Origin of the sequence: Wolbachia endosymbiont (group B) of Camptogramma bilineatum, assembly GCF_947251825.1 — a bacterium.
Classification (GTDB): Bacteria; Pseudomonadota; Alphaproteobacteria; order Rickettsiales; family Anaplasmataceae; genus Wolbachia.
Genome location: NZ_OX366391.1, coordinates 478,796 through 504,464, shown reverse-complemented (window position 1 = coordinate 504,464; position 25,669 = coordinate 478,796). Strand labels below are relative to the sequence as shown.

At 34.6% G+C, this 25,669-nt stretch carries 7 protein-coding genes and 2 pseudogenes; 2 read left to right on the top strand and 7 right to left on the bottom strand.

The window, feature by feature from the left end; all coding sequences use genetic code 11:
* Positions 1–17: 17 nt before the first annotated feature.
* From OPR44_RS02535 to OPR44_RS02510, 6 genes and pseudogenes are all read right to left on the bottom strand, one after another.
* Positions 18–319 (bottom strand): annotated as a pseudogene (locus tag OPR44_RS02535) (hypothetical protein); the annotation flags it as partial.
* A gap of 439 nt (positions 320–758) precedes the next feature.
* Positions 759–12,530 carry a hypothetical protein gene (locus OPR44_RS02530; protein ID WP_265015238.1) on the bottom strand — a complete coding sequence of 3,924 codons (11,772 nt, stop codon included), beginning with the start codon at positions 12,528–12,530 and terminating at the stop codon, positions 759–761.
* An 815-nt stretch (positions 12,531–13,345) separates the two neighbouring features.
* Positions 13,346–13,777, bottom strand: a complete 432-nt coding sequence (locus OPR44_RS02525) for a hypothetical protein (RefSeq protein ID WP_265015237.1) — start codon at positions 13,775–13,777, stop codon at positions 13,346–13,348.
* Positions 13,774–15,507, bottom strand: a complete 1,734-nt coding sequence (locus OPR44_RS02520; RefSeq protein ID WP_265015236.1) for a hypothetical protein — start codon at positions 15,505–15,507, stop codon at positions 13,774–13,776. Before OPR44_RS02520 ends, OPR44_RS02525 begins: the two co-directional genes overlap by 4 nt.
* Before the next feature lie 776 nt (positions 15,508–16,283).
* Positions 16,284–16,754, bottom strand: a complete 471-nt coding sequence (locus OPR44_RS02515) for a hypothetical protein (RefSeq protein WP_265015235.1) — start codon at positions 16,752–16,754, stop codon at positions 16,284–16,286.
* Complete coding sequence (locus OPR44_RS02510) at positions 16,751–18,484, bottom strand: hypothetical protein (protein ID WP_265015234.1); 1,734 nt, start codon at positions 18,482–18,484, stop codon at positions 16,751–16,753. The genes OPR44_RS02515 and OPR44_RS02510 overlap by 4 nt, the downstream gene beginning before the upstream one ends.
* Before the next feature lie 1,098 nt (positions 18,485–19,582).
* On the opposite strand from OPR44_RS02510, the gene OPR44_RS02505 reads away from it, so the two are divergent.
* On the top strand, positions 19,583–20,899 hold the full coding sequence (locus OPR44_RS02505; RefSeq protein WP_265015233.1) for an AAA family ATPase: 1,317 nt from the start codon (positions 19,583–19,585) through the stop codon (positions 20,897–20,899).
* 212 nt (positions 20,900–21,111) lie between these two features.
* The gene (locus tag OPR44_RS02500; RefSeq protein ID WP_265015232.1) at positions 21,112–24,099 is read left to right on the top strand and encodes an ankyrin repeat domain-containing protein; all 2,988 of its coding nucleotides are present in this window, start codon (positions 21,112–21,114) and stop codon (positions 24,097–24,099) included.
* Positions 24,100–24,192: 93 nt separating this feature from the next.
* Here the strand turns inward: OPR44_RS02500 and OPR44_RS02495 are convergent.
* Positions 24,193–25,423, bottom strand: a pseudogene (locus OPR44_RS02495) (IS256-like element ISWpi15 family transposase).
* Positions 25,424–25,669 lie beyond the last annotated feature (246 nt).

Genomic DNA, 25,669 nt, shown 5'->3' with positions numbered 1-25,669 from the left:
TATGGGTGCATTATATTTTTCACAAATTCTGCAAACGCATCCCGGTCGTGAATTTTATGATTATAGCACCTATTCTCCAATTTCTTCGATTGAAAATCTCCTGTTTCTTTCCTCCTTTTCTCCCATTTGTACAATGTTATAGCCCTTCTTATAATACTCCAAATACAGACCAGTAGCGTATTATAGTCTGTTCGGACTATTGTAAAAAGGGCTATACTCTACCAATTTTGAACCTTTTTGCTACTGCTGTTTTACTCTCTCCTTCACTCAACGCTTGAATGGCTTTTTTCCTTAAGTCATAGCTGTGTGCTGCTGACACTTTTATCTTCTCGTTACCCTAAATCCCTGTTTATCATGTTTCTATTATTAATTAGAAGGGCTATGCTAATTTATAACTGGTACTAGAAGATCTTTTGCTTGGTTAGAAAAATGTAGAAGGCTATAGAAAATTGTGAACAAAAACTCAACGTTAGACGATAAATGGTCGTTCTAGCTTTCGCTTCTTTGCTTCTGAAAAGATTATGAACAGGTTCTAAGTTTTATTACATGGAGGATTACCCACAACTGTGATTACTTACCTAACGGTTATCCTATGATTATTTTTAGTTTATCTTGTCTACCTGTTTTACCACTCTGCTAAGCAGGTATAACTTGACTTGTGGATTAAAAACAGTTAAGCATTGAGAAATAACGTATAAAAAAGTGAACAAAGTTGGTACCTCTTAAAACTTATTTAGAGGTTTAGCAGTTCATAAAAATCACCTTTCCAAAATATTACTCTCTCTTCCTCTTCTCCTCTGAGCTAATGGCTGATGTAAAAGGCTTGATGGATCAGAAGGTCTCATTACATGTAATAACTTTTTTAAATTTTGTTCATCTTTTTGTTCATCAGGAAAATGTTTAGCCAGTAATCCTCTATCTACATCCTGCTCTTCTGGAGTATGTTCTGGACCCGGTCTTATATTCAGCTCTTCTGGAGTATGTTCTGGACCCGGTCTTATATTCAGCTCTTCTGGAGTATGTTCTGGACCCGGTCTTATATTCAGCTCTTCTGGAGTATGTTCTGGACCCGGTCTTATATTCGGATTATATAGGCATTGTAAAACGCTTTGATAAGAATCAGGGATAGATTGAAATATAACTTTCCTCAAATCACTAGTGGTCTTTTCAATTAAAAAATTAAAAGCCGATCTGCCATTCCATCTTCTTCCTTCGTAAGGTTTCTCATGCGAGTAAATAGTAGCTTTAATAGCTTGAATCAGAAAATGTTGATCATCTCGGTAGTAGTTATTTGCTTTCTCTAGTAGAAAGTCTAGAGTAGCAAAATTATTACTACTCTCATCTAAAACTAAGGAGTATAAGATACCACTTTCCATCATCTGTCGACGAGAAGGGCTATCCACTTTATCTAATATCAAACTTATGGCCTCATGATCAGCATAATCGATAGCCAACCGAATCGAATAGCACTCAAAACTAGAAAGGATTACTTGATCCAAACCTAATCCTGAGGCTTGAGACAACACTTCCTGCAATTCACTCGTATCCTTATTTTTCAATACAGACCATAAAAGAATCTGTAATACTATTTGTTTGTTTAGCAGATTTATTCTATGATAAGAACTTTTTTTTAACGTATAGCTTAAACTTATCTCACTTAACTGGGTTGTTCTTAGATAAGTAATAACTTTAGACTCTTTTTGACCTTTTTTATCTTTCCAGTACTTAATAGCTTCATCCTGGACTTTCTCCATATTCTTTAGTAGATCTACAACTTGCCCTTCTAAAATATGTTCTGTATCCAGTCTTATATCCTGCCTTTCTTGAGGTGTATCTTCTGGAGGTGTATCTTCTGGAGTATGTTCTGGACCCGGTCTTATATTCAGCTCTTCTGGAGTATGTTCTGGACCCGGTCTTATATTCAGCTCTTCTGGAGTATGTTCTGGACCCGGTCTTATATTCAGCTCTTCTGGAGTATGTTCTGGACCCGGTCTTATATTCAGCTCTTCTGGAGTATGTTCTGGACCCGGTCTTATATTCGGATTATATAGGCATTGTAAAACGCTTTGATAAGAATCAGGGATAGATTGAAATATAACTTTCCTCAAATCACTAGTGGTCTTTTCAATTAAAAAATTAAAAGCCGATCTGCCATTCCATCTTCTTCCTTCGTAAGGTTTCTCATGCGAGTAAATAGTAGCTTTAATAGCTTGAATCAGAAAATGTTGATCATCTCGGTAGTAGTTATTTGCTTTCTCTAGTAGAAAGTCTAGAGTGGCAAAATTATTACTACTCTCATCTAAAACTAAGGAGTATAAGATACCACTTTCCATCATCTGTCGACGAGAAGGGCTATCCACTTTATCTAATATCAAACTTATGGCCTCATGATCAGCATAATCGATAGCCAACCGAATCGAATAGCACTCAAAACTAGAAAGGATTACTTGATCCAAACCTAATCCTGAGGCTTGAGACAACACTTCCTGCAATTCACTCGTATCCTTATTTTTCAATACAGACCATAAAAGAATCTGTAATACTATTTGTTTGTTTAGCAGATTTATTCTATGATAAGAACTTTTTTTTAACGTATAGCTTAAACTTATCTCACTTAACCGGGCTGTTCTTAGATAAGCAATAACTTGAGACTCTCTTTGACCTTTTTTATCTTTCCAGTACTTAATAGCTTCATCCTGGACTTTCTCCATATTCTTTAGTAGATCTACAACTTGCCCTTCTAAAATATGTTCTGTATCCAGTCTTATATCCTGCCTTTCTTGAGGTGTATCTTCTTGAGGTGTATCTTCTGGAGGTGTATCTTCTGGAGTATGTTCTGGACCCGGTCTTATATTCAGCTCTTCTGGAGTATGTTCTGGACCCGGTCTTATATTCGGATTATATAGGCATTGTAAAACGCTTTGATAAGAATCAGGGATAGATTGAAATATAACTTTCCTCAAATCACTAGTGGTCTTTTCAATTAAAAAATTAAAAGCCGATCTGCCATTCCATCTTCTTCCTTCGTAAGGTTTCTCATGCGAGTAAATAGTAGCTTTAATAGCTTGAATCAGAAAATGTTGATCATCTCGGTAGTAGTTATTTGCTTTCTCTAGTAGAAAGTCTAGAGTGGCAAAATTATTACTACTCTCATCTAAAACTAAGGAGTATAAGATACCACTTTCCATCATCTGTCGACGAGAAGGGCTATCCACTTTATCTAATATCAAACTTATGGCCTCATGATCAGCATAATCGATAGCCAACCGAATCGAATAGCACTCAAAACTAGAAAGGATTACTTGATCCAAACCTAATCCTGAGGCTTGAGACAACACTTCCTGCAATTCACTCGTATCCTTATTTTTCAATACAGACCATAAAAGAATCTGTAATACTATTTGTTTGTTTAGCAGATTTATTCTATGATAAGAACTTTTTTTAAACGTATAGCTTAAACTTATCTCACTTAACTGGGTTGTTCTTAGATAAGTAATAACTTTAGACTCTTTTTGACCTTTTTTATCTTTCCAGTACTTAATAGCTTCATCCTGGACTTTCTCCATATTCTTTAGTAGATCTACAACTTGCCCTTCTAAAATATGTTCTGTATCCAGTCTTATATCCTGCCTTTCTTGAGGTGTATCTTCTGGAGGTGTATCTTCTGGAGTATGTTCTGGACCCGGTCTTATATTCAGCTCTTCTGGAGTATGTTCTGGACCCGGTCTTATATTCAGCTCTTCTGGAGTATGTTCTGGACCCGGTCTTATATTCAGCTCTTCTGGAGTATGTTCTGGACCCGGTCTTATATTCAGCTCTTCTGGAGTATGTTCTGGACCCGGTCTTATATTCGGATTATATAGGCATTGTAAAACGCTTTGATAAGAATCAGGGATAGATTGAAATATAACTTTCCTCAAATCACTAGTGGTCTTTTCAATTAAAAAATTAAAAGCCGATCTGCCATTCCATCTTCTTCCTTCGTAAGGTTTCTCATGCGAGTAAATAGTAGCTTTAATAGCTTGAATCAGAAAATGTTGATCATCTCGGTAGTAGTTATTTGCTTTCTCTAGTAGAAAGTCTAGAGTGGCAAAATTATTACTACTCTCATCTAAAACTAAGGAGTATAAGATACCACTTTCCATCATCTGTCGACGAGAAGGGCTATCCACTTTATCTAATATCAAACTTATGGCCTCATGATCAGCATAATCGATAGCCAACCGAATCGAATAGCACTCAAAACTAGAAAGGATTACTTGATCCAAACCTAATCCTGAGGCTTGAGACAACACTTCCTGCAATTCACTCGTATCCTTATTTTTCAATACAGACCATAAAAGAATCTGTAATACTATTTGTTTGTTTAGCAGATTTATTCTATGATAAGAACTTTTTTTTAACGTATAGCTTAAACTTATCTCACTTAACTGGGCTGTTCTTAGATAAGCAATAACTTGAGACTCTCTTTGACCTTTTTTATCTTTCCAGTACTTAATAGCTTCATCCTGGACTTTCTCCATATTCTTTAGTAGATCTACAACTTGCCCTTCTAAAATATGTTCTGTATCCAGTCTTATATCCTGCCTTTCTTGAGGTGTATCTTCTTGAGGTGTATCTTCTGGAGGTGTATCTTCTGGAGGTGTATCTTCTGGATCCGTTCTTATATCCTGCTCTTCTGAGCTTGGATAAGATAGTATTCCTTGATATCCTTGTCCTAATAATATCTCAATATTCTTCTTTATATATTTGTTAAGATTTGTAAGCTTTCTCAAGTTGTTCAATTTTTCATCTCTGTTATTAACTAACAACCTTTCAAGTACTTTCTTATAATTAATTTCTTTTCTTTCAAAACTCTCAAAATGTTCTTTTATAAATTTTATGGAAATATTCTTCAGCAATAGGTTTATTATTTTAATATATTCCTCTTCACCTAAGGTCAATACCATACTGAATACTCCTCTATCAATCATAAACTTCCTTGCAACTTTTCTCTGATATTCGGGATTGAGTTTTCGATACAATTCTTGATATAATGAATACTCACCTCTATTAATAAGGTAATCAAATAGATTATAACCAGAAGAGTTAGTAGTACACAGTACTCTAGATCTGAAAGATATGACCTTCTTCTTATTGCCATTTACTTGCTCTGCTCTTTCCAGATGATTAATCAGGAGGCTAAGGATTCTTTTTTTTGTTCCTGAATTAGTTTTATTACTTAAAACTGTAAAAAACAATGCATTATTCCCAGTATGCAATGACTGACGGGTAACATCATCTTTTTTTTCTAATAACAGTTTTATGGTATCTTCCTGCCCTAAATAACATGAGAACATTAAGGAAGTTATCTGTTGTTGCCTATCATATCTATCAAAGCACCATTTCTTATCCCTGAAAGTTACTGCATAGATTGGAACATATAATCCTTCTAACGATAGTACTGTACTGCCTGACGCATATTCTTGTTGAAAATTATGTTTATCATATATTTGTTTAAATAATTTAGTTACCACAAAATGCTTTGAACCATGATATCCTAAATCTCTAGTAATCTCCTTGTCAAGATCAATAACACAACCATAATAAAAATCTTTTTCTCTATTATAACGTTGCGCAGGTGACTCGTGATTATCTGTATAATGCGGATAAATGGGAGTGTAACCTAATTTAAAAGAAAAATCTTGCACATGATCACAAAGCAGTTGATGACCAGGCAAAATTTCTCTATTTGTACTCAAGGTAAGATGGGCATGCCTAGCTATCCTCTTTGAAATACAACTAACATTGGAGTTGCCTATTGATACAAGATTCATGTAACTTGCCCAGTTACGTCCTTTTTCTGAAACAATTGATACTGTTGAATCGCGCTCCAGAACATGCTGGTTCATTTCCTTGTCATCTTCCATCCCTGTTCCTACGTAGGTCCCTAGGAAAGTTTTAGGTGCTATACTTTCATTAGTTGCTAAAAATACCCCGTAAACCGTTCTTTCTACTAAGTAGGCAATTTTTGCAATCATAATCTTAGAATGATTTTTCTCTATATTAAATTCATAATCGAAGTCAAGCGCACCGTGATCATACCGAACATAATTCTCTATACCCTCCTCGTACTTGACTTTTCCTTCTTTCTTAAGTTTTTCCTTAAATTGCGTTAAAGTATATTTCTCTGATCGATCTTCATCAATAAGTATATTATCGGTGATTAGATGATGGCCTTTCGAGACTTCCACAGGACCATCTTTTCCTATACTTTTTAAGAATTTCTCTTTTTTACTTAAGGGTATGTTACTCAAAAGATGGTCTAAGAACCAGTTTGAATGTAATAAATTCTTTAATCGATCTGATAACTGACCAATGTTAGAGTATATTTCTAATGCTAAATCCTGATCTGAACATTGATGAATATACTGCAGCTTATCTAGTACCTTACCAATAGCCCTTACTAAGAAATTTATTTCTACTTTCTCTCTCGTCGATCTTGATATTCTACTTAATACCAACAATATCTTACTAGAATCAGAAATATTGCTTTGAAGACTATCAATATTAGAAAGTAAGTTTACTATATTGTTAGTAAATCTCTTATCAACAAAAGTTTCTTTTTCTCGATCAACAAGATTGACAAGTATATCCAAACAAGTTACAATAGAGGAAATGTGCAACCAATTTTTATCAGAGTAAATATTATCTAACTCACAATTACTAAGGCATCCAACTAAAGAATCAATTAATATAGATAGCTGACTTTTTATTGTTACTAAATTGTTATTAACTAATGCAGACAATATATAGGTCATATTTATAATATGCTCTATATTATGTTCTTCAGGAGCGAGTTTAATAGCCTGATCTAGAAGATCAGAAACAAAAATCCTGTAAACATTAGCATGAAAAGTGACATGAGAAGAAGTAGCTAATTCCTGGTTAATTTTACATAACCTTATTAGCCCGCTAAGGATAGAAACAATCTCCCGAAACTCAAAATCCTTGGAGAATTTTTTTCCATTTTCTATAAGCTTACCAGCAAGGTATTGGACATTTCTACTGTTTAATACCTCTACCGGCCATCTTGATAAGACTTTATAGATGTAAGCAATATTTTTACCAAAATTAAATAATGAATTGTTTCCCATCATCTCAAGATTAAAGATAGAAGCTATATAATCATCGCTCACTTTTTCTCCCTGAGGACTAAACCAAAAACCACATAATTCCTTAAAACATTCTGCAGCTTCCACTCCCGTTTTAGATAAAACACTGCACACTTCAGCACAACTTATTTTTTTATCTAATATATGCTGTAGCTCTGGCTTTGGTTTACCTCTATTATCGAACAAAACATCATGAAATTTCTTGAATGCTTCTCCAATCCTTACTCCTGACCCCGATAGCGCTCTGGATATGCTGCTAAAATCTATCTTACTATTTAATATATGCTGTAGCTCTGGTGTTGGGTTTCCTTCAGCATCAAATAAAACATCATGAAATTTCTTGAATGCTTCTCCAATCCTTACTCCTGACCCCGATAGCGCTCTGGATATGCTGCTAAAATCTATCTTACTATTTAATATATGCTGTAGCTCTGGTGTTGGGTTTCCTCCAGCATCAAGTAAAATATTATCAAGCTCCTTAAATACTTCTGGAACCCGTTCTCCTTCTCCGCTTAGTATATCTGATATATCATTTATAGTTATTTCATTATTCAACATAGCCTGCAGACTGAGTGACGGACCCCCCGAACTATCAAACAAAGTGTCATGTAAGGCCTGAAGACATTTTTTAACATCGGATCCCACTCCATGTAAGACAGCAGATATATTATCTGGATCCATTTGCTGAATTAACATATGTTGCAAATGTGTTGTTAGTTCACCATAACAATCAAAGAAATCATCATGCAATCCCTTAAACTCCTCTGCGGCATTTGTTCCTGAATCAGCTAAAATACTGAAAAAATTATCCAGAGTTAGCTCACTATCTAGTATATGCTGTAGCTCTGGTGTTGATATGCCTTCAGCATTAAATAAAACATCATGCAATTGCTTAAATACCTTTGGAGCATTTGCTCCCGCCTTGGCTAAAACATTTAACAGTGCGCTAGAACTTATCTTGCTATTCAATATATGCTGTAGCTCTGGTGTTGGGTTTCCTTCAGCATCAAATAAAACATCATGAAATGCCTTGAATGTTTCTGCAATCCTTACTCCTGACCCCGATAGCACTCTGGATATGCTGCTAAAATCTATCTTACTATTTAATATATGCTGTAGCTCTGGTGTTGGGTTTCCTTCAGCATCAAATAAAACATCATGAAATTTCTTGAATGCTCTTGCATAATTTATTCCTGATTGATTTAGAACACAGAGTATGCTGGTCATTCTTATCCCGCTATCAAATATATGCTGTAGTTCTGGTGTTGGGTTTCCTTCAGCATCAAATAAAACATCATGCAATTTCTTAAATGCCTCTGGAGCCTTTGTTCCTGCTTTACCAATAATAGCAGACAGAGAAGATAAATTTATCCTGCTACCTAATATATGCTGTAGTTCTGGTGTTGGGTTTCCTTCAGCATCAAATAAAACATCATGAAATGCCTTAAATGTCTCTACAACCCTTGTTCCCGAAGAGATTAATACGGCGGATAGGAAGGAAAAAGTTATCTTCGTATCAAAAATATGCTGCAGCTCTGGTGTTGGGTTTCCTTCAGCATCAAATAAAACATCATGAAATGCCTTGAATGTCTCTGGAACCTTTGTTCCTGATTTTCTTATTATGGAAGACAGACTAGCCAGAGAAATTCCGCTATTTAATATATGCTGCAGCTCTGGTGTTGGGTTTCCTTCAACATCAAACAAAACATCATGCAATGCCTTGAATACTTTTGGGGCTTCTTCTCCTGTTCGAGCAGGTATCATACTGAATACTGTAGAAAAATTTACCTTGTCACCTAACATATGCTGTAGCTCTGGTGTTGGGTTTCCTTCAACATCAAACAAAACATCATGAAATGCCTTGAATACTTTTGGGGCGTTTTCTTTTGACCCATTAATAATACCAGACAGAGAAGATAAATTTATCCTGCTATCCAATATATGCTGTAGCTCTGGTGTTGGGTTTCCTTCAGCATCAAATAAAACATCATGAAATGCCTTGAATACTTCTGGAGCCTTTCCTCCCGTCTGAGCAAGAACGCAGGATATGTTGCCAAAATTCATCTTACTATTTAATATATGCTGTAGCTCTGGTGTTGGGTTTCCTTCAGCATCAAATAAAACATCATGAAATGCCTTGAATATCTCTGAAGACCTTTCTTTCGATCCATTTGTGATGTTGGATATAGAAGATAAATCTATTTTGTAATCTAACATATGCTGTAGCTCTGGTGTTGGGTTTCCTCTAATATCAAACAAAGCATTATAAAATTTATTAAATTTCTTCACAGCATCCGCTCCTGAGTGAGATAGCGCACTGGATATGTAGGAGAAACTCACCTTACCAGATAATACACTAAGTAGCTTTGGTGTTGGGTTTCCTTCAGCATCAAACAAAATATCATGAAACTTCTTGAATACTTCTGGAGCCCTTATTCCCGATCCAGCTAATATGCTGAGGAGATTACTAATAATCAACTTGCTACTTAGTATATTCTGTAGCTCTGGTGTTCGCTTTCCTTGATCATCAAACAAAACATCATGAAATTTCTTGAATGCTTCTGGAGCCCTTATTCCCGACCCATTAATAATACCAGACAGAGAAGATAAACTTATTCCGCTATCTAATATACGCTGTAGCTCTGGTGTTGGGTTTCCTTCAGCATCAAATAAAACATCATGAAATGCCTTAAATGCTTCTGGAGTCCTTGCCTCAGATATTCCACTGCAGAAAGAGGAAAAATCCATCTCATTATCTAATATATGCTGTAGCTCTGGTGTTGGGTTTCCTTCAGCATCAAATAAAACATCATGAAATTTCTTGAACCTTTCTGGACCATGTACTCCTGATCCCTTTAACACTACGGATATACTACTCATACTCAAGTTTTGCTTCAGTATATGCTGCAGCTCTGGTGTTGGTTTTCCTTCAGCATCAAACAAAACATCATGAAACTTCTTGAATACTTCTGGAGCCTTTCCTCCTGTTTTACTAATAATAGAAGACACAGAAGATAAACTTATCCCGCTATCTAATATATGCTGCAGCTCTGGTGTTGGTTTTCCTTCAGCATCAAACAAAACATCATGAAACTTCTTGAATACTTCTGGAGCCTTTCCTTCTGCTTTACCAATAATAGAAGACACAGAAGATAAATTTATCCTGCTATCTAATATATGCTGTAGCTCTGGTGTTGGTTTTCCTTCAGCATCAAATAAAACATCATGAAATCTCTTGAATACTTCTGCAGCTTTTTTTCCTGATGAATTTAGCATGCCGGAAATATTACTTATAGTTAAACCTTGATCTATAAAATGCTGTAGCTCTGGTGTTGGATTTCCTTCAGCATCAAATAAAACATCATGCAGTTTCTTAAATGCTTCTGGAGCATTTGCTCTTGATTGGGAAAGTATACTAAATATGCTAGGTAGCCTTAACTTGTGATCTAATATGTGCTGTAGCTCTGGCTTTGGTTTACCTCTATTATCAAATAAAGCATCATGAAACTTCTTGAATACTTCTTTAACCTTTACTCCCACTCCCCCAATCACGGAGGACACATTGGAAAAAGTTATCCCGCTATCTATAAAATGCTGTAGCTCTAGTGACTCTTCTCCCTTATCATTAAACAAAACACTATGCAAATTCCTAAATGCTTCTGCAGCGTTTACTCCCGCTCCAGTTAGCATGCCAGACAAGCAATTAAAACCTATACCTTGATCTATAAAATGCTGTAGCTCTGGTGTTGGGTTTCCTTCAGCATCAAACAAAGCATCATGCAATTTCTTGAATACCAATGCACTCTTTCCTTTTGACCCAGATATAATGCTGGATACACCAGACATATTTAACCCGTTATCTAACATGTGCCGCAGCTCTGGTTTTGGATTTCCTTCGGCATCAAAGAAAGTATCATGCAATTCCTTGAATGGGCGTGCAATATCCCTTGCTCCACCTAGCATGCTGGAAATATTACTTAAAGTTAAACCATGATCTATAAAATGCTGCAGCTCTGGTTTTAGATTTCCTTCAGCATAAAACAAAACATCATGCAATTTCTTGAATGCGTCTACAGGCTTACTTTCTGCTACTCCAATCATAGAGCACACAAAGGAAATAGCTAACCCTTCATCTATAAAATGCTGCAGCTCTGGTTTTGGATTTCCTTCAGCATAAAATAAAGCATCATGAAATTCTCTAAATGTCAATAAAAAATTTTTTCTTGATGCTTTAAGAATATTGAATAAACTAACTAGATTGAAACCTGATTTTAAAAAATGATCTAGCTCTGCTGTTTCACTTCCTTCTGCAGTAAACAAAACATTATGGACATTATCGAATATTTCTTCAATTCTTAATACTGATCCATTTATAATAGTTAATACATTACTTATAGTTAGCCCTCTATCTATAAAATGCTGCAGCTTTGGTTTTGGATTTCCTTCAGCATCAAACAACATATCATGTAATCTATCAAATAGCCTTACAATATTTGTTCCTGCTTTATTTAGTATTCGAGCTACATTAGAGACATTTAATTCGCCATCTAACATATGCTGCAGTTTTGGTGTTGGATTTCCTTCAGTATCAAACAAAACATCATGAAATTTATGGAATGTCCGTACAGCCTCTACTCCTGTTCCACCCATCACCTTAGTTATATTATTGATATTTAACCCGCTATTTAACATGTGCTGCAGCTTTGGTGTTGGATTTCCTTCAGCATCATATAGGACACCAATAAATCCTTGAAGTGATTGCACAGCCAACGGCCCTTTTTTATACACAATATGGGCAATATTCCCTACATTTATATTGCCATTTAGTATATTTTTTAGCAATGGTGTGTAATCTCCGTTATCATAAAACAAAACATCATAAAATGCGTTGAATACTTCTGCAGCACGCATTTTTGTCTGAGCAAGAATATTTTTTATATCATTGGAAGTTATCCCAGCATGTAACATGAGCTCTAGCTTTGGTGTCTTTCTTCCTTGATTATCAAATAAAGTGTTGTAAAGTTCCTCGAATGCTCTTGGAGCGCTTGCTCCTGCTTGACTCAGAATGTGAGCTAGATTAGCTAGAGTGATCCCCAGATTTAATATATTCCATAGTTCTGGTGTTGGTTCTCCCTGAAGATTAAACAACCTATCATGGAACTCCTCAAGCACTTTCACAGCATTACCTCTCAATGGCTTAAGAATACAAGACATACTACTTGTACAGTTATTCTTAACAAAGGAATTAAAGATAGCTTTTCCTTTTTCTGTATCGAAGAATTCTAAGAAAAGATGTGTATTGCATTTTGTACTAATGGTTTCCGCAAATTTAACTCTTTTACTTGAATTGACATCTTCTCTTGAAATACTAAACATAACTCTTAATAACACCTCTTACTATTTTTGATATAATAAAACAACTATATAAACCCTTGATGCACTCATTATTAACTAAACACTTATAGTCACATCTAAATGGAAGGCCTATTAGACAAATTTTCTTCTAACCCAAATTTAACTCCTCTCACGTAATAGAAATTAATAATTCTATTCGATAGTATTTCATTTTTAAAAACTGTCAACTATCACTCTGGAAATTTTTTAGAGATTTGGAATAATTTTTTATAACAGGCTCAATACATGGACTTTTATTTTCTTTTAAATTCTATTTTTGTCACAAGCTTACCTTAATTCTTCTGCAAGTAAATCAATATTAATTTAGTAATATATCTTATTAAAAACCTAGACAACACAACCATTTCCAGCGCTTAAAACTCAGGGTGGTGAGAAGTGTTTTTCTTGAGATGGGTTGGTCTACCACGTAATCCATACGAACTTTTTTATATGGTGATTTTATTATACGCTGAAATCAGCTATATTGGCTCACTTTTACTAAATCTACGTACGAACTGTTTTGTCCAACTTTGTTGTAACAATTTCATGCTTTTATTTTTACAACGCCGCTTTTGTTTTAATTGTTCTCACAAAGGTAGGTACTTTTTTGCGGTTTTGGGAAAAGTAAATAATTAAAACTTTTGTAGTGCTAATGAACTTGTGTTTTTATAAAAATAATTCTTTGGTATCTTCTACGATAAAAAAACTATATAAAAGCTATCCACTTTCAAATCTTCCATTATAAAAACTTCGAAACCCTTATATCTGCCAAGAAGGTCCTGCAACTTGTTCATTAGTTACGCTGTTAATTGATTGCATGTATCCATTTTATAATTACTTGCTGATGTTTGTGAAAGCATAACTTTAACCTCATGATAAATTTCAGTATAACGATCAATACGTCTTGCAAAGTGCAAAAATGAATGCAAAACATATCCTGAGAGAAAGGATAGGCTAAGCAATCCTAATACTCTATATCTCTCATACAAAGAACAAGCAACTGCTCCTGTTAAAAGCAGCACTGCAACCACTTGCCCATGAGAGAACTTTTTGCCTCTTGCACTTTCAGCCACCGATGGCATCCAACACACTATCTTTAGCTTGCCAAACTCATCAAATAACTGATTTATTTCCCCATGGCTTTCTGGCTCTTGACATTTTAATCTTTCATACAGAACGCTTTTTAATCTTTCGCGCTCCAAGAATTTTATAAACTTCTTTGTTCTCATATTCGCCAAGAAGGCCCTGCAACTGATTCATGACTTACACTACTGAATGCAGAGCTTGGTGTTTGCACTGAATCTGACATTTGTAATTGCATCACTATTTCTTCAACTGCATTTTTTTCCTCTATCAATGCTTTTCTTTCTTGCTCTGTAGCTTTTCTTGCTTGCTTTGTTTCTGCAATTACATGGAATCTTAATTCATTAATAGCCTCATCATCGAATTTTCTTGCAGGTTCATTCTCTTTATGCTCACGCTGAACAAAGTTTTTGCTTAATCTATCAATTTCATCATTTAATTTTGCCAACTTACCCATAACATGCTTTTTTTTTTCCTTATCGAATACATATTTTTCTTGTTCATCATCAAGTCTAAGCTGTTTACTCTTTAACTCTTCTTTGAGGTTTCTATATTCATTGCAAATACCCTTAAATTTTTCTTTATAGTCTTTATTTAGAACTAGAAAAGTATATTGTTGTTCTAAGGATTCCTCCACAGCCTGATTACATCTGATCTTCTTTCTAGATATATTGAATAAATCTTCTGCTTCATCATACAATAAACCAACAGCTTTTTTTCCTGCATCAGCTAAAATACTGAAAAAATTATCCAGAGTTAGCTCACTATCTAGTATATGCTGTAGCTCTGGTGTTGATATGCCTTCAGCATTAAATAAAACATCATGCAATTTCTTAAATACCTTTGGAGCATTTGCTCCCGCCTTGGCTAAAACATTTAACAGTGCGCTAGAACTTATCTTGCTATTCAATATATGCTGTAGCTCTGGTGTTGGGTTTCCTTCAGCATCAAATAAAACATCATGAAATGCCTTGAATGTCTCTGGAACCTTTGTTCCTGATTTTCTTATTATGGAAGACAGACTAGCCAGAGAAATTCCGCTGTTTAATATATGCTGCAGCTCTGGTGTTGGGTTTCCTTCAACATCAAACAAAACATCATGCAATGCCTTGAATACTTTTGGGGCTTCTTCTCCTGTTCGAGCAGGTATCATACTGAATACTGTAGAAAAATTTACCTTGTTACCTAACATATGCTGTAGCTCTGGTGTTGGGTTTCCTTCAACATCAAACAAAACATCATGAAATGCCTTGAATACTTTTGGGGCGTTTACTTTTGACCCATTAATAATACCAGACAGAGAAGATAAATTTATCCTGCTATCGAATATATGCTGTAGCTCTGGTGTTGGGTTTCCTTCAGCATCAAATAAAACATCATAAAATGCGTTGAATACTTCTGCAGCACGCATTTTTGTCTGAGCAAGAATATCTTTTATATTATTGGAAGTTATCCCAGCATGTAACATGAGCTCTAGCTTTGGTGTATTTCTTCCTTGATTATCAAATAAAGTGTTGTAAAGTTCCTCGAATGCTCTTGGAGCGCTTGCTCCTGCTTGACTCAGAATGTGAGCTAGATTAGCTAGAGTGATCCCCAGATTTAATATATTCCATAGTTCTGGTGTTGGTTCTCCCTGAAGATTAAACAACCTATCATGGAACTCCTCAAGCACTTTCACAGCATTACCTCTCAATGGATTAAGAATACAAGACATACTACTTGTACAGTTATTCTTAACAAAGGAATTAAAGATAGCTTTTCCTTTTTCTGTATCGAAGAATTCTAAGAAAAGATGTCTATTGCATTTTGTACTAATGGTTTCCGCAAATTTAACTCTTTTACTTGAATTGACATCTTCTCTTGAAATACTAAACATAACTCTTAATAACACCTCTTACTATTTTTGATATAATAAAACAACTATATAAACCCTTGATGCACTCATTATTAACTAAACACTTATAGTCACATCTAAATGGAAGGCCTATTAGACAAATTTTCTTCTAACCCAAATTTAACTCCTCTCACGTAATAGAAATTAATAATTCTATTCGATAGTATTTCATTTTTAAAAACTGTCAACTATCACTCTGGAAATTTTTTAGAGATTTGGAATAATTTTTTATAACAGGCTCAATACATGGACTTTTATTTTCTTTTAAATTCTATTTTTGTCACAAGCTTACCTTAATTCTTCTGCAAGTAAATCAATATTAATTTAGTAATATATCTTATTAAAAACCTAGACAACACAACCATTTCCAGCGCTTAAAACTCAGGGTGGTGAGAAGTGTTTTTCTGGGATGGGTTGGTCTACCACGTAATCCATACGAACTTTTTTATATGGTGATTTTATTATACGCTAAAATCAGCTATATTGGCTCACTTTTACTAAATCTACGTACGAACTGTTTTGCCCAACTTTGTTGTAACAATTTCATGCTTTTATTTTTACAACGCCGCTTTTGTTTTAATTGTTCTCACAAAGGTAGGTACTTTTTTGCGGTTTTGGGAAAAGTAAATAATTAAAACTTTTGTAGTGCTAATGAACTTGTGTTTTTATAAAAATAATTCTTTGGTATCTTCTACGATAAAAAAACTATATAAAAGCTATCCACTTTCAAATCTTCCATTATAAAAACTTCGAAACCCTTATATCTGCCAAGAAGGTCCTGCAACTTGTTCATTAGTTACGCTGTTAATTGATTGCATGTATCCATTTTGATAATTACTTGCTGATGTTTGTGAAAGCATAACTTTAACCTCATGATAAATTTCAGTATAACGATCAATACGTCTTGCAAAGTGCAAAAATGAATGCAAAACATATCCTGAGAGAAAGGATAGGCTAAGCAATCCTAATACTCTATATCTCTCATACAAAGAACAAGCAACTACTCCTGTTAAAAGCAGCACTGCAACCACTTGCCCATGAGAGAACTTTTTGCCTCTTGCACTTTCAGCCACCGATGGCATCCAACACACTATCTTTAGCTTGCCAAACTCATCAAATAACTGATTTATTTCCCCATGGCTTTCTGGCTCTTGACATTTTAATCTTTCATACAGAACGCTTTTTAATCTTTCGCGCTCCAAGAATTTTATAAACTTCTTTGTTCTCATATTCGCCAAGAAGGCCCTGCAACTGATTCATGACTTACACTACTGAATGCAGAGCTTGGTGTTTGCACTGAATCTGACATTTGTAATTGCATCACTATTTCTTCAACTGCATTTTTTTCCTCTATCAATGCTTTTCTTTCTTGCTCTGTAGCTTTTCTTGCTTGCTTTGTTTCTGCAATTACATGGAATCTTAATTCATTAATAGCCTCATCATCGAATTTTCTTGCAGGTTCATTCTCTTTATGCTCACGCTGAACAAAGTTTTTGCTTAATCTATCAATTTCATCATTTAATTTTGCCAACTTACCCATAACATGCTTTTTTTCTTCCTTATCGAATACATATTTTTCTTGTTCATCATCAAGTCTAAGCTGTTTACTCTTTAACTCTTCTTTGAGGTTTCTATATTCATTGCAAATACCCTTAAATTTTTCTTTATAGTCTTTATTTAGAACTAGAAAAGTATATTGTTGTTCTAAGGATTCCTCCACAGCCTGATTACATCTGATCTTCTTTCTAGATATATTGAATAAATCTTCTGCTTCATCATACAATAAACCAACAGCTTTTTTTCCTGCATCAGCTAAAATACTAAAAAAATTATCCAGAGTTAGCTCACTATCTAGTATATGCTGTAGCTCTGGTGTTGATATGCCTTCAGCATTAAATAAAACATCATGCAATTTCTTAAATACCTTTGGAGCATTTGCTCCCGCCTTGGCTAAAACATTTAACAGTGCGCTAGAACTTATCTTGCTATTCAATATATGCTGTAGCTCTGGTGTTGGGTTTCCTTCAGCATCAAATAAAACATCATGAAATGCCTTGAATGTCTCTGGAACCTTTGTTCCTGATTTTCTTATTATGGAAGACAGACTAGCCAGAGAAATTCCGCTGTTTAATATATGCTGCAGCTCTGGTGTTGGGTTTCCTTCAACATCAAACAAAACATCATGCAATGCCTTGAATACTTTTGGGGCTTCTTCTCCTGTTCGAGCAGGTATCATACTGAATACTGTAGAAAAATTTACCTTGTTACCTAACATATGCTGTAGCTCTGGTGTTGGGTTTCCTTCAACATCAAACAAAACATCATGAAATGCCTTGAATACTTTTGGGGCGTTTACTTTTGACCCATTAATAATACCAGACAGAGAAGATAAATTTATCCTGCTATCCAATATATGCTGTAGCTCTGGTGTTGGGTTTCCTTCAGCATCAAATAAAACATCATAAAATGCGTTGAATACTTCTGCAGCACGCATTTTTGTCTGAGCAAGAATATCTTTTATATTATTGGAAGTTATCCCAGCATGTAACATGAGCTCTAGCTTTGGTGTATTTCTTCCTTGATTATCAAATAAAGTGTTGTAAAGTTCCTCGAATGCTCTTGGAGCGCTTGCTCCTGCTTGACTCAGAATGTGAGCTAGATTAGCTAGAGTGATCCCCAGATTTAATATATTCCATAGTTCTGGTGTTGGTTCTCCCTGAAGATTAAACAACCTATCATGGAACTCCTCAAGCACTTTCACAGCATTACCTCTCAATGGATTAAGAATACAAGACATACTACTTGTACAGTTATTCTTAACAAAGGAATTAAAGATAGCTTTTCCTTTTTCTGTATCGAAGAATTCTAAGAAAAGATGTCTATTGCATTTTGTACTAATGGTTTCCGCAAATTTAACTCTTTTACTTGAATTGACATCTTCTCTTAAAATACTAAACATAACTCTTAATAACACCTCTTACTATTTTTGATATAATAAAACAACTATATAAACCCTTGATGCACTCATTATTAACTAAACACTTATAGTCACATCTAAATGAAGGCCTATTAGACAAATTTTCTTCTAACCCAAATTTAACTCCTCTCACGTAATAGAAATTAATAATTCTATTCGATAGTATTTCATTTTTAAAAACTGTCAACTATCACTCTGGAAATTTTTTAGAGATTTGGAATAATTTTTTATAACAGGCTCAATACATGGACTTTTATTTTCTTTTAAATTCTATTTTTGTCACAAGCTTACCTTAATTCTTCTGCAAGTAAATCAATATTAATTTAGTAATATATCTTATTAAAAACCTAGACAACACAACCATTTCCAGCGCTTAAAACTCAGGGTGGTGAGAAGTGTTTTTCTTGGGATGGGTTGGTCTACCATGTGATACATACGAATTTTTATTTATAATAATTTTACTATACCACAAAACTAGCTATATTAGCCTATTTTCACTACATTTACATACGAACTGTTTTGCCCAACTTTGTTGTAACAATTTCATGCTTTTATTTTTACAACGCCGCTTTTATTTAAATTATTCTCGCAAAGGTAGGTACTTTTTTGTGCTTTTCGGAAAAAGTCAATAATTAGATTTTTTGTGGTGCTAATTGGCTTACATTTTTATTGAAAATATTTTTTTTAAAAAGTGGTTAACTTATGAAAACCCCACATTCCAATTAAAATTGGGTTTTTGTTATATTAGGAGGTAGTATACAAATGCCTAACTTTACTATATAAACTTCAAAACATTGCATTAGGTATCGTTTCATATGTTTACAAGCTCAAGATAAGCTAAAAGGATTTTATACATAAATCCATCATCAGGCTTATCTGATTCAGGAAATTATATAGTACTTTTTTGTTTGGTTTGTGAGGTGGTACAATAAAAAGTGTGTTTAATAGAACTAATACACCTTCTTTTATAGCTGGTACCCTTACTACTCTTACGTTACTTACGTCTGGGGTTTTTGCTATAGCTCTCTATGTTGCATTCTTATCTTCAATTGCAGCCATAGGTATATCCCTTCCGTTATTTTGATTTTATTTGCGCTTTCTACAGCAGTAATTGCACTTTCATACAAAATAATCAGTCAGAATAAAAAATTAGATGTCAAAGAAGCAGAATTTAATGAAAAAATTAAATTAGCTACAAATACGCATCAAATCAAAGGGCTAAACATGGAAGAGCTAGATAAGAAGCTTAGTATTCAATGTGATAAAATGGAAGAGCTAAGGAATGAACTTAGTAGTTTCAAAACAACATTTGATAAAGAGCTAAGGAAAGAGCTCGATGGTGTTGCAATAAAATGTGAAGAAGAGCTGCAGATGGGCTTCTATGAAAAAGGTCAGGAAAGAGAAGAGATAATAACACTTGATGATGTTATACTTTCAAACGATATAAAACAAAAGTTGAGAAGGATTTGTGAACCAAATGCTCTAAAAAAAAGACAAGGATACATCTTGTGCGGTCAACCAGGAACTGGTAAGACGACGGCTGCTAAGGTGATTGCATATGAAACTAGATTTACATCTGTATTTATAAGCGTTTCTGCCTCTAATTTGACTAATACATCAAATATGCTTCAGGTTTTTGAGAAAGCAGAGAAGAACGCTCCTTGTATAGTTTTTATAGATGAAATTGACAGTATTGGCGCAAAGCGCCCTAATGATTTTGATGATGAAAAATATTCAAGATCTTTAAATTATTTATTAGAGAAATTAGATGGACTTAACACTATGGAAGGTATGACAGTGCTTGGTGCAACTAATCGTCCAGGTGTTTTAGATTCTGCGCCTACTAGGCACGGTCGTTTGTCATGCATTAATTTTCCTACACTAGAAGAAGAAAGCACATGTAGAAAACTGATACAGGGTCTGAATGGTACATTAAAACCCGCACATCTTAGATCACCTAAGAACGAATGTCGTAATTTTGTAGGTTTGTCAATAGCAGATATGAATGGTTTGATACAACTTGCAATTGAAAGTAAAGAACTTTTACTGACTAAGTTTATAACTGAATGTAGAAATTTCGCGAAGTCTCGTAAAAGTATGTCGAGTAAGCAGTATAATAACATGCAAAGCAATAATCAAGTGCCAACTAATCCTTTATTACACTTAGATGAGGGTTATGGTAGTCGTTGTAATTCACCTGCTCAAGTTACCAATGACTCAAGTGTATCCCGTAGTAGGTCGTCAAGTCTGTCAAGTCCTGGCGGTAGCAATAATGATCAGCCATGTCCAAGTAGCAATTTAAGTAAAGTACCGCCAATATCGCGTAGCCAGTCACTGAACTCTTTGCATTCTGATGATAATGATATTGAAGTAATTAGTAAATCGCAATGTCGTTAATCTAGCAAGCATAACTAATTAACAAACAGAAGCATAGTAGGCTCAGAGGTGTGCACATCAATGTCAGTGAAGTTTATGGTAGTAAAAAATAATAAAGTTAGAAAAATTATGCTTGCATTAGTTTTTTATGTGTTATACATAATGTCTTTAGTCATTTCATTATGGATTGACCGTTTTTCTAGTTATAAAATAAATAATTTTAGGTATGGATTATGGAATATGAGCAGTGGTTAGGCATATTAACTTCAATAAATGCTGACAATGATTTAAATGAGAGCAATATAATAAAAAAAATAGGAGAGAAGTTAGAAAAAGAAAATCCAGACACATATCAAGAGTGGCAGGATAATCAATGTGGCGTAAATTATACATTATCAGATAGTCAACTTACGTTGTTGCATATAGCTGCCGCAAATGGCCTTGCAAAGGTAACAGAGCTTCTAATAAAAAAAGAGGCTGACGTTAATAAAGCAAATCAATACGGATGGGCTCCATTACATTGTGCTGCTGCAGATGGCCGTACAGAAATAGTAAAAGCTCTCATAGAAAAAGGGGCAATTGTTAATGCAGCAGGAGAAGATAAGTGGACTCCATTACATCACGCTGCTGTAGAAGGCCATACAGAGATAGTAAAGACCCTCATAGAAAAAGGGGCAGATGTTAATACAGTGGGAGAAGATAACTATACTCCATTATACCTTGCAGTTAAAAATGGCCACACAGAAGTAATAAAGGCCCTTATAGAAAAAGGGGCAGATGTTAATGCAGTTGATAAGTGTGCTCTGTTACGCTTTGCTGCTAAAATAGGTCGTACAGAGATGGTAAAGGCTCTCATAGAAAAAGGGGTAAATGTTAATGCAGTGGACATTATGGGATATACTTCATTACATTTTGCTGCTAAAAATGGCCACACAGAGGTAGTAAAGGCCCTCATAGAAAAAGGGGCAATTGTTGAAGTAGTGGATATAAATGGACATAGATATACTCCATTACACTTTGCTGCTCAAATGGGTCATACAGAGATAGTAAATGTACTCATAGAAAACGTGGCAAATGTTAACGTGTTGAGTGAATCTGATAAGGTGACTCCATTATACCTTGCTGTTCAAAATGGTCATGCAGAAACAGTTAAGGCTTTAATGAAAAAAGGGGCAAATCCTTTATTGGAAAATAAAAGTTATAGAACTCTCAAGCGTTTAACTGAATTAATCAAAAATAATCATCTTCCGAAAAAAGCAGAGAAAACAACAACAGGGGAGCAAGTGGATGATGAATATGAATTGCTTAAATATTCATTGCTGTTTCGTAATGGTTGTCCATTAATTGATAATGTTAGAAGAGATACATTTGATAATTTATTATGTACGTGGTTTGCTGACGTATCTGGTTTAACACAAGAGCAAAAGGAGTTGAATAAAAAATTGTTAAGTATTCTTAAAGATCTTTCATATTTGAGTGATCGTGATGAAAATATTTTACGTAATTTTTTACGAGAGAATAAAGATGATGACGATCTAGAATACATCCTTAATCTTCCAAGAGGAGAATCTGGGTTAACAATATTGCATGTAATATCAAGTATGGATGGTAAGTTAGCAGAAAAATATGTGAATTTACTCTTAGAGGCTGGAGCTGACCCTAATAAAAAGGACGATAGAGGAAAAACACCATTACATTATGCTTCGTGTAATAATATAGGGTCTCTCATAAAAGCAGGGGCTGATCCTAATGTGCAGGATAGTGAGAAGAGAACGCCTTTGCATTGTGCTGCTGGTATTGGTGATGAGAAAAGTGTAAATATTTTCCTAGAGCATGGAGCTGACTCGAGTAAAAAGGATAAACAGGAAAAAACTCCGCTACAAGTTGCAACTGATAATCATAACTACCATGTTGAAATGCACTTTTTAACTGACAATCAAAAAAGATTGTGCACAGAGCTTGGTCGTATTGTTGATGCAGAAGACTTTTTCACAGACTTTACTGAACTAAAAAGGTTTTTGAGTAAATACAAGAGTACTCAAGATCTTAAAAGGATTTTGAACCTTCGTGATTATCAAGGAAAATCAGAAATTCTTCTAAATCTCAGAATCGTTTTTTATTCAAGACATTTTCGTGATTGTGAAGCTCCTTATGAAGAAGCAAAAAGACTGCTGTTAGAAGCGGAAGCGATTGACTATGAAAGATTAGATAGAAAAGAACATTCGCCTGAATCTGGAACTTTATGGGATAATTTAATATTAAACCAGCAGCAGAAGTTGAAAATGTTTTTAGGTGAAGTAGGTGCAGCTCAAGATATGAAGAAACTAGGACAAGTTGTAAACAAAGCTATAGAGTCTGGAGTAAGATTTAATTTTCTTATTCATCCAGGTAAAATGATGTACCAAGATACATATAATTTTACAGATTGTGTAATGAAAAAAATTAGTGCATTAAAAAAGAGTTCTAAAGTTGAAAATGATATAGAAGTTGCTAGTGGTATAGTATGTAAATTGGTATCAAAAGGAGCGATGTTGCATAACTTAAGTAGTATAGATGTAATCGATACACTGGAATCAGAATTTAAAGATCACAAAACTAATATAAAAAAAGCTCATGAAGAATATGTCAATAATACTTTAGAGTTTATGGAAATTGTTAAAAGTGCAACTAATGGTAAAGTAAAAAATGCAAAAATAGATAACTCTACTTTTTACTTAGAATATTCTGAGAACAGCAAAATAGATGTTGCGAAGATTACAGATGGGGCAAGGGATTTAGGACTAACTCAAGGAGAAATAGAATACGGAAGAGATATAATAAAGATCGGTAAAAGCGAGGTAGAGATTATAACGCAAAAAGGCATAAGGAATTACACAGATCTTACAGAAGGTAGCAGTATAGCATTAACTTTTTATACTAGTTTAGGAGAATTAGAAGTTAGATTATATCCTGATGAGAACAATAAAAAGTTGATAAGAGTAGAAGTGAGCGATGAAGATCTATTTGAAGAAATAGCAAGTCATGAAGAAATAGGGCAAAATTGCTTATTGGGAGGTTTACCGGTTATTGAAGCTATAGATCGAGGTGTTTTTGCTAGATCTGGTGGATTAATGCGTCCTGAAGTAATAAGCGAGTCTAACAAGAACAAAGATTCATGGGTAGGACGTGAAGAGCTAAGAAGGGCTTCTAATTCTAGGGGGAAAATTGCTAGTTTGCCATAAAAGTTGAAGATTATTATTTAAATACAAACTACTATAATTTATAGATTAAGGAAATTGTAGGGAGTGTTAAATAAACTGTGTCAAACCGCATTTTTAGTTCAACTCAATTTTCAATCTGCCAGGAAAGAAAACATCAAGTTGAGAGATAGTTAATGCCCAATCATGTACAGCACTTTTCCTCTGCCTTCTTTATAGCACAATATACCTGCTTATACAAGGCATTTATGCTGGTAAATGAGCCTTTGGTCTTAGTGAATTTCCTAATTTGCCTATGTAGCCCCTCTATGGGATTGGTGGTGTAGATTATCCTCCTAACTGGACCAGAATACTTAAAATAACCAGACAAGTTTTCCCAATTATTCTGCCAAGATTTTATAACCATAGGGTACTTTGTGCCCCATTTTTCATCCAATTCTAACAGATAATTCTCGGCAATTTCCTTGCTTGAAGCTTGATATACCTTCTTTAAATCGCTCAAAAAACTCTTCGCATCTTTACCGGCCACATACTTCAGTGAGTTGCGTATCTGATGCACTATACACATCTGCACTTCCGCATTAGGAAAGACACTGTTTATAGCTGCAGAAAAGCTTTTTAGCCCATCAACGCAGGCAATAAGGATATCTTCTACTCCTCTTTCTTTGAGGTCATTTAGCACTCCCAACCAGAAGTTAGCTCCTTCACTTTCAGCCAAATAAAAACCTAATACTTCTTTTTTGCCATTTTGATCTATGCCTAATATGTTATACATGCATTTACTTACGCAATGCCCGTCCTCTTTGACTTTAAAAAACATGCCATCCATGAAAACTATCGGATATACAGACTGCAGCGGGCGACTACGCCATTCGTTGATTACTGGTAGCAATTTGTCAGTAATACTTGATATCTCTGCCGCCGATATTTTGTGATCATAAATTTCCTCAACATGTGACACTATATCTCTATAGCCCATACCACTGGCAAATGTGCTCAAAATCTTCGTTTCAAGCTCTGGATGTAAGTTTGTTTGCCTTTTTTTGACTATTTGTGGTTCGAAACTTCCTTCCCTATCTCTTGGCGTCAAAAGCTCAAATGACCCTGCGCTTGTACGTAAAGTCTTTGCATTCCTCCCATTTCTTCGATTATTCTCTTCGCTTTCAGCCGATAAGTGGTTTTATATTTCACCTTCCAGGCTTACCTCCAGCAACTTTTTTATAAACGGTGTTAATGCTCCATCTCTTCCTGTCAACGGTCTTCCTTCTCGTATAGACGACAGGATATTTGTTTCTAATTCTTTATAATCTACCAAACCGGTAGTTCTGTTTACTACTTTCTGACTCATTGTCAAACCTCCATTTTTTTATATCAACTTATTACTTTTTTTTCGGTTTGACACAGTTTATTTAACACTCCCCTCTACACAAATCACTCGCTCTTTTTTACAATTAATTTGGTTTATAGAACTACTCGTAGTAATCAAAATAAGATTTTTTCTATAGTCAAGTTATAGTAAAATGAAATGCGATAAAGTTGCATTATTACTTCTACAGCTAAATTTTAGCCTTAGCGTATTTATTATACAGGTAGT

Coding starts and splice junctions, on each gene's coding strand:
- OPR44_RS02530 (WP_265015238.1), bottom strand. CDS start 12,530: ATGTTTAGTATTTCAAGAGAAGATGTCAATTCAAGTAAAAGAGTTAAA.
- OPR44_RS02525 (WP_265015237.1), bottom strand. CDS start 13,777: ATGAGAACAAAGAAGTTTATAAAATTCTTGGAGCGCGAAAGATTAAAA.
- OPR44_RS02520 (WP_265015236.1), bottom strand. CDS start 15,507: ATGTTTAGTATTTCAAGAGAAGATGTCAATTCAAGTAAAAGAGTTAAA.
- OPR44_RS02515 (WP_265015235.1), bottom strand. CDS start 16,754: ATGAGAACAAAGAAGTTTATAAAATTCTTGGAGCGCGAAAGATTAAAA.
- OPR44_RS02510 (WP_265015234.1), bottom strand. CDS start 18,484: ATGTTTAGTATTTTAAGAGAAGATGTCAATTCAAGTAAAAGAGTTAAA.
- OPR44_RS02500 (WP_265015232.1), top strand. CDS start 21,112: ATGGAATATGAGCAGTGGTTAGGCATATTAACTTCAATAAATGCTGAC.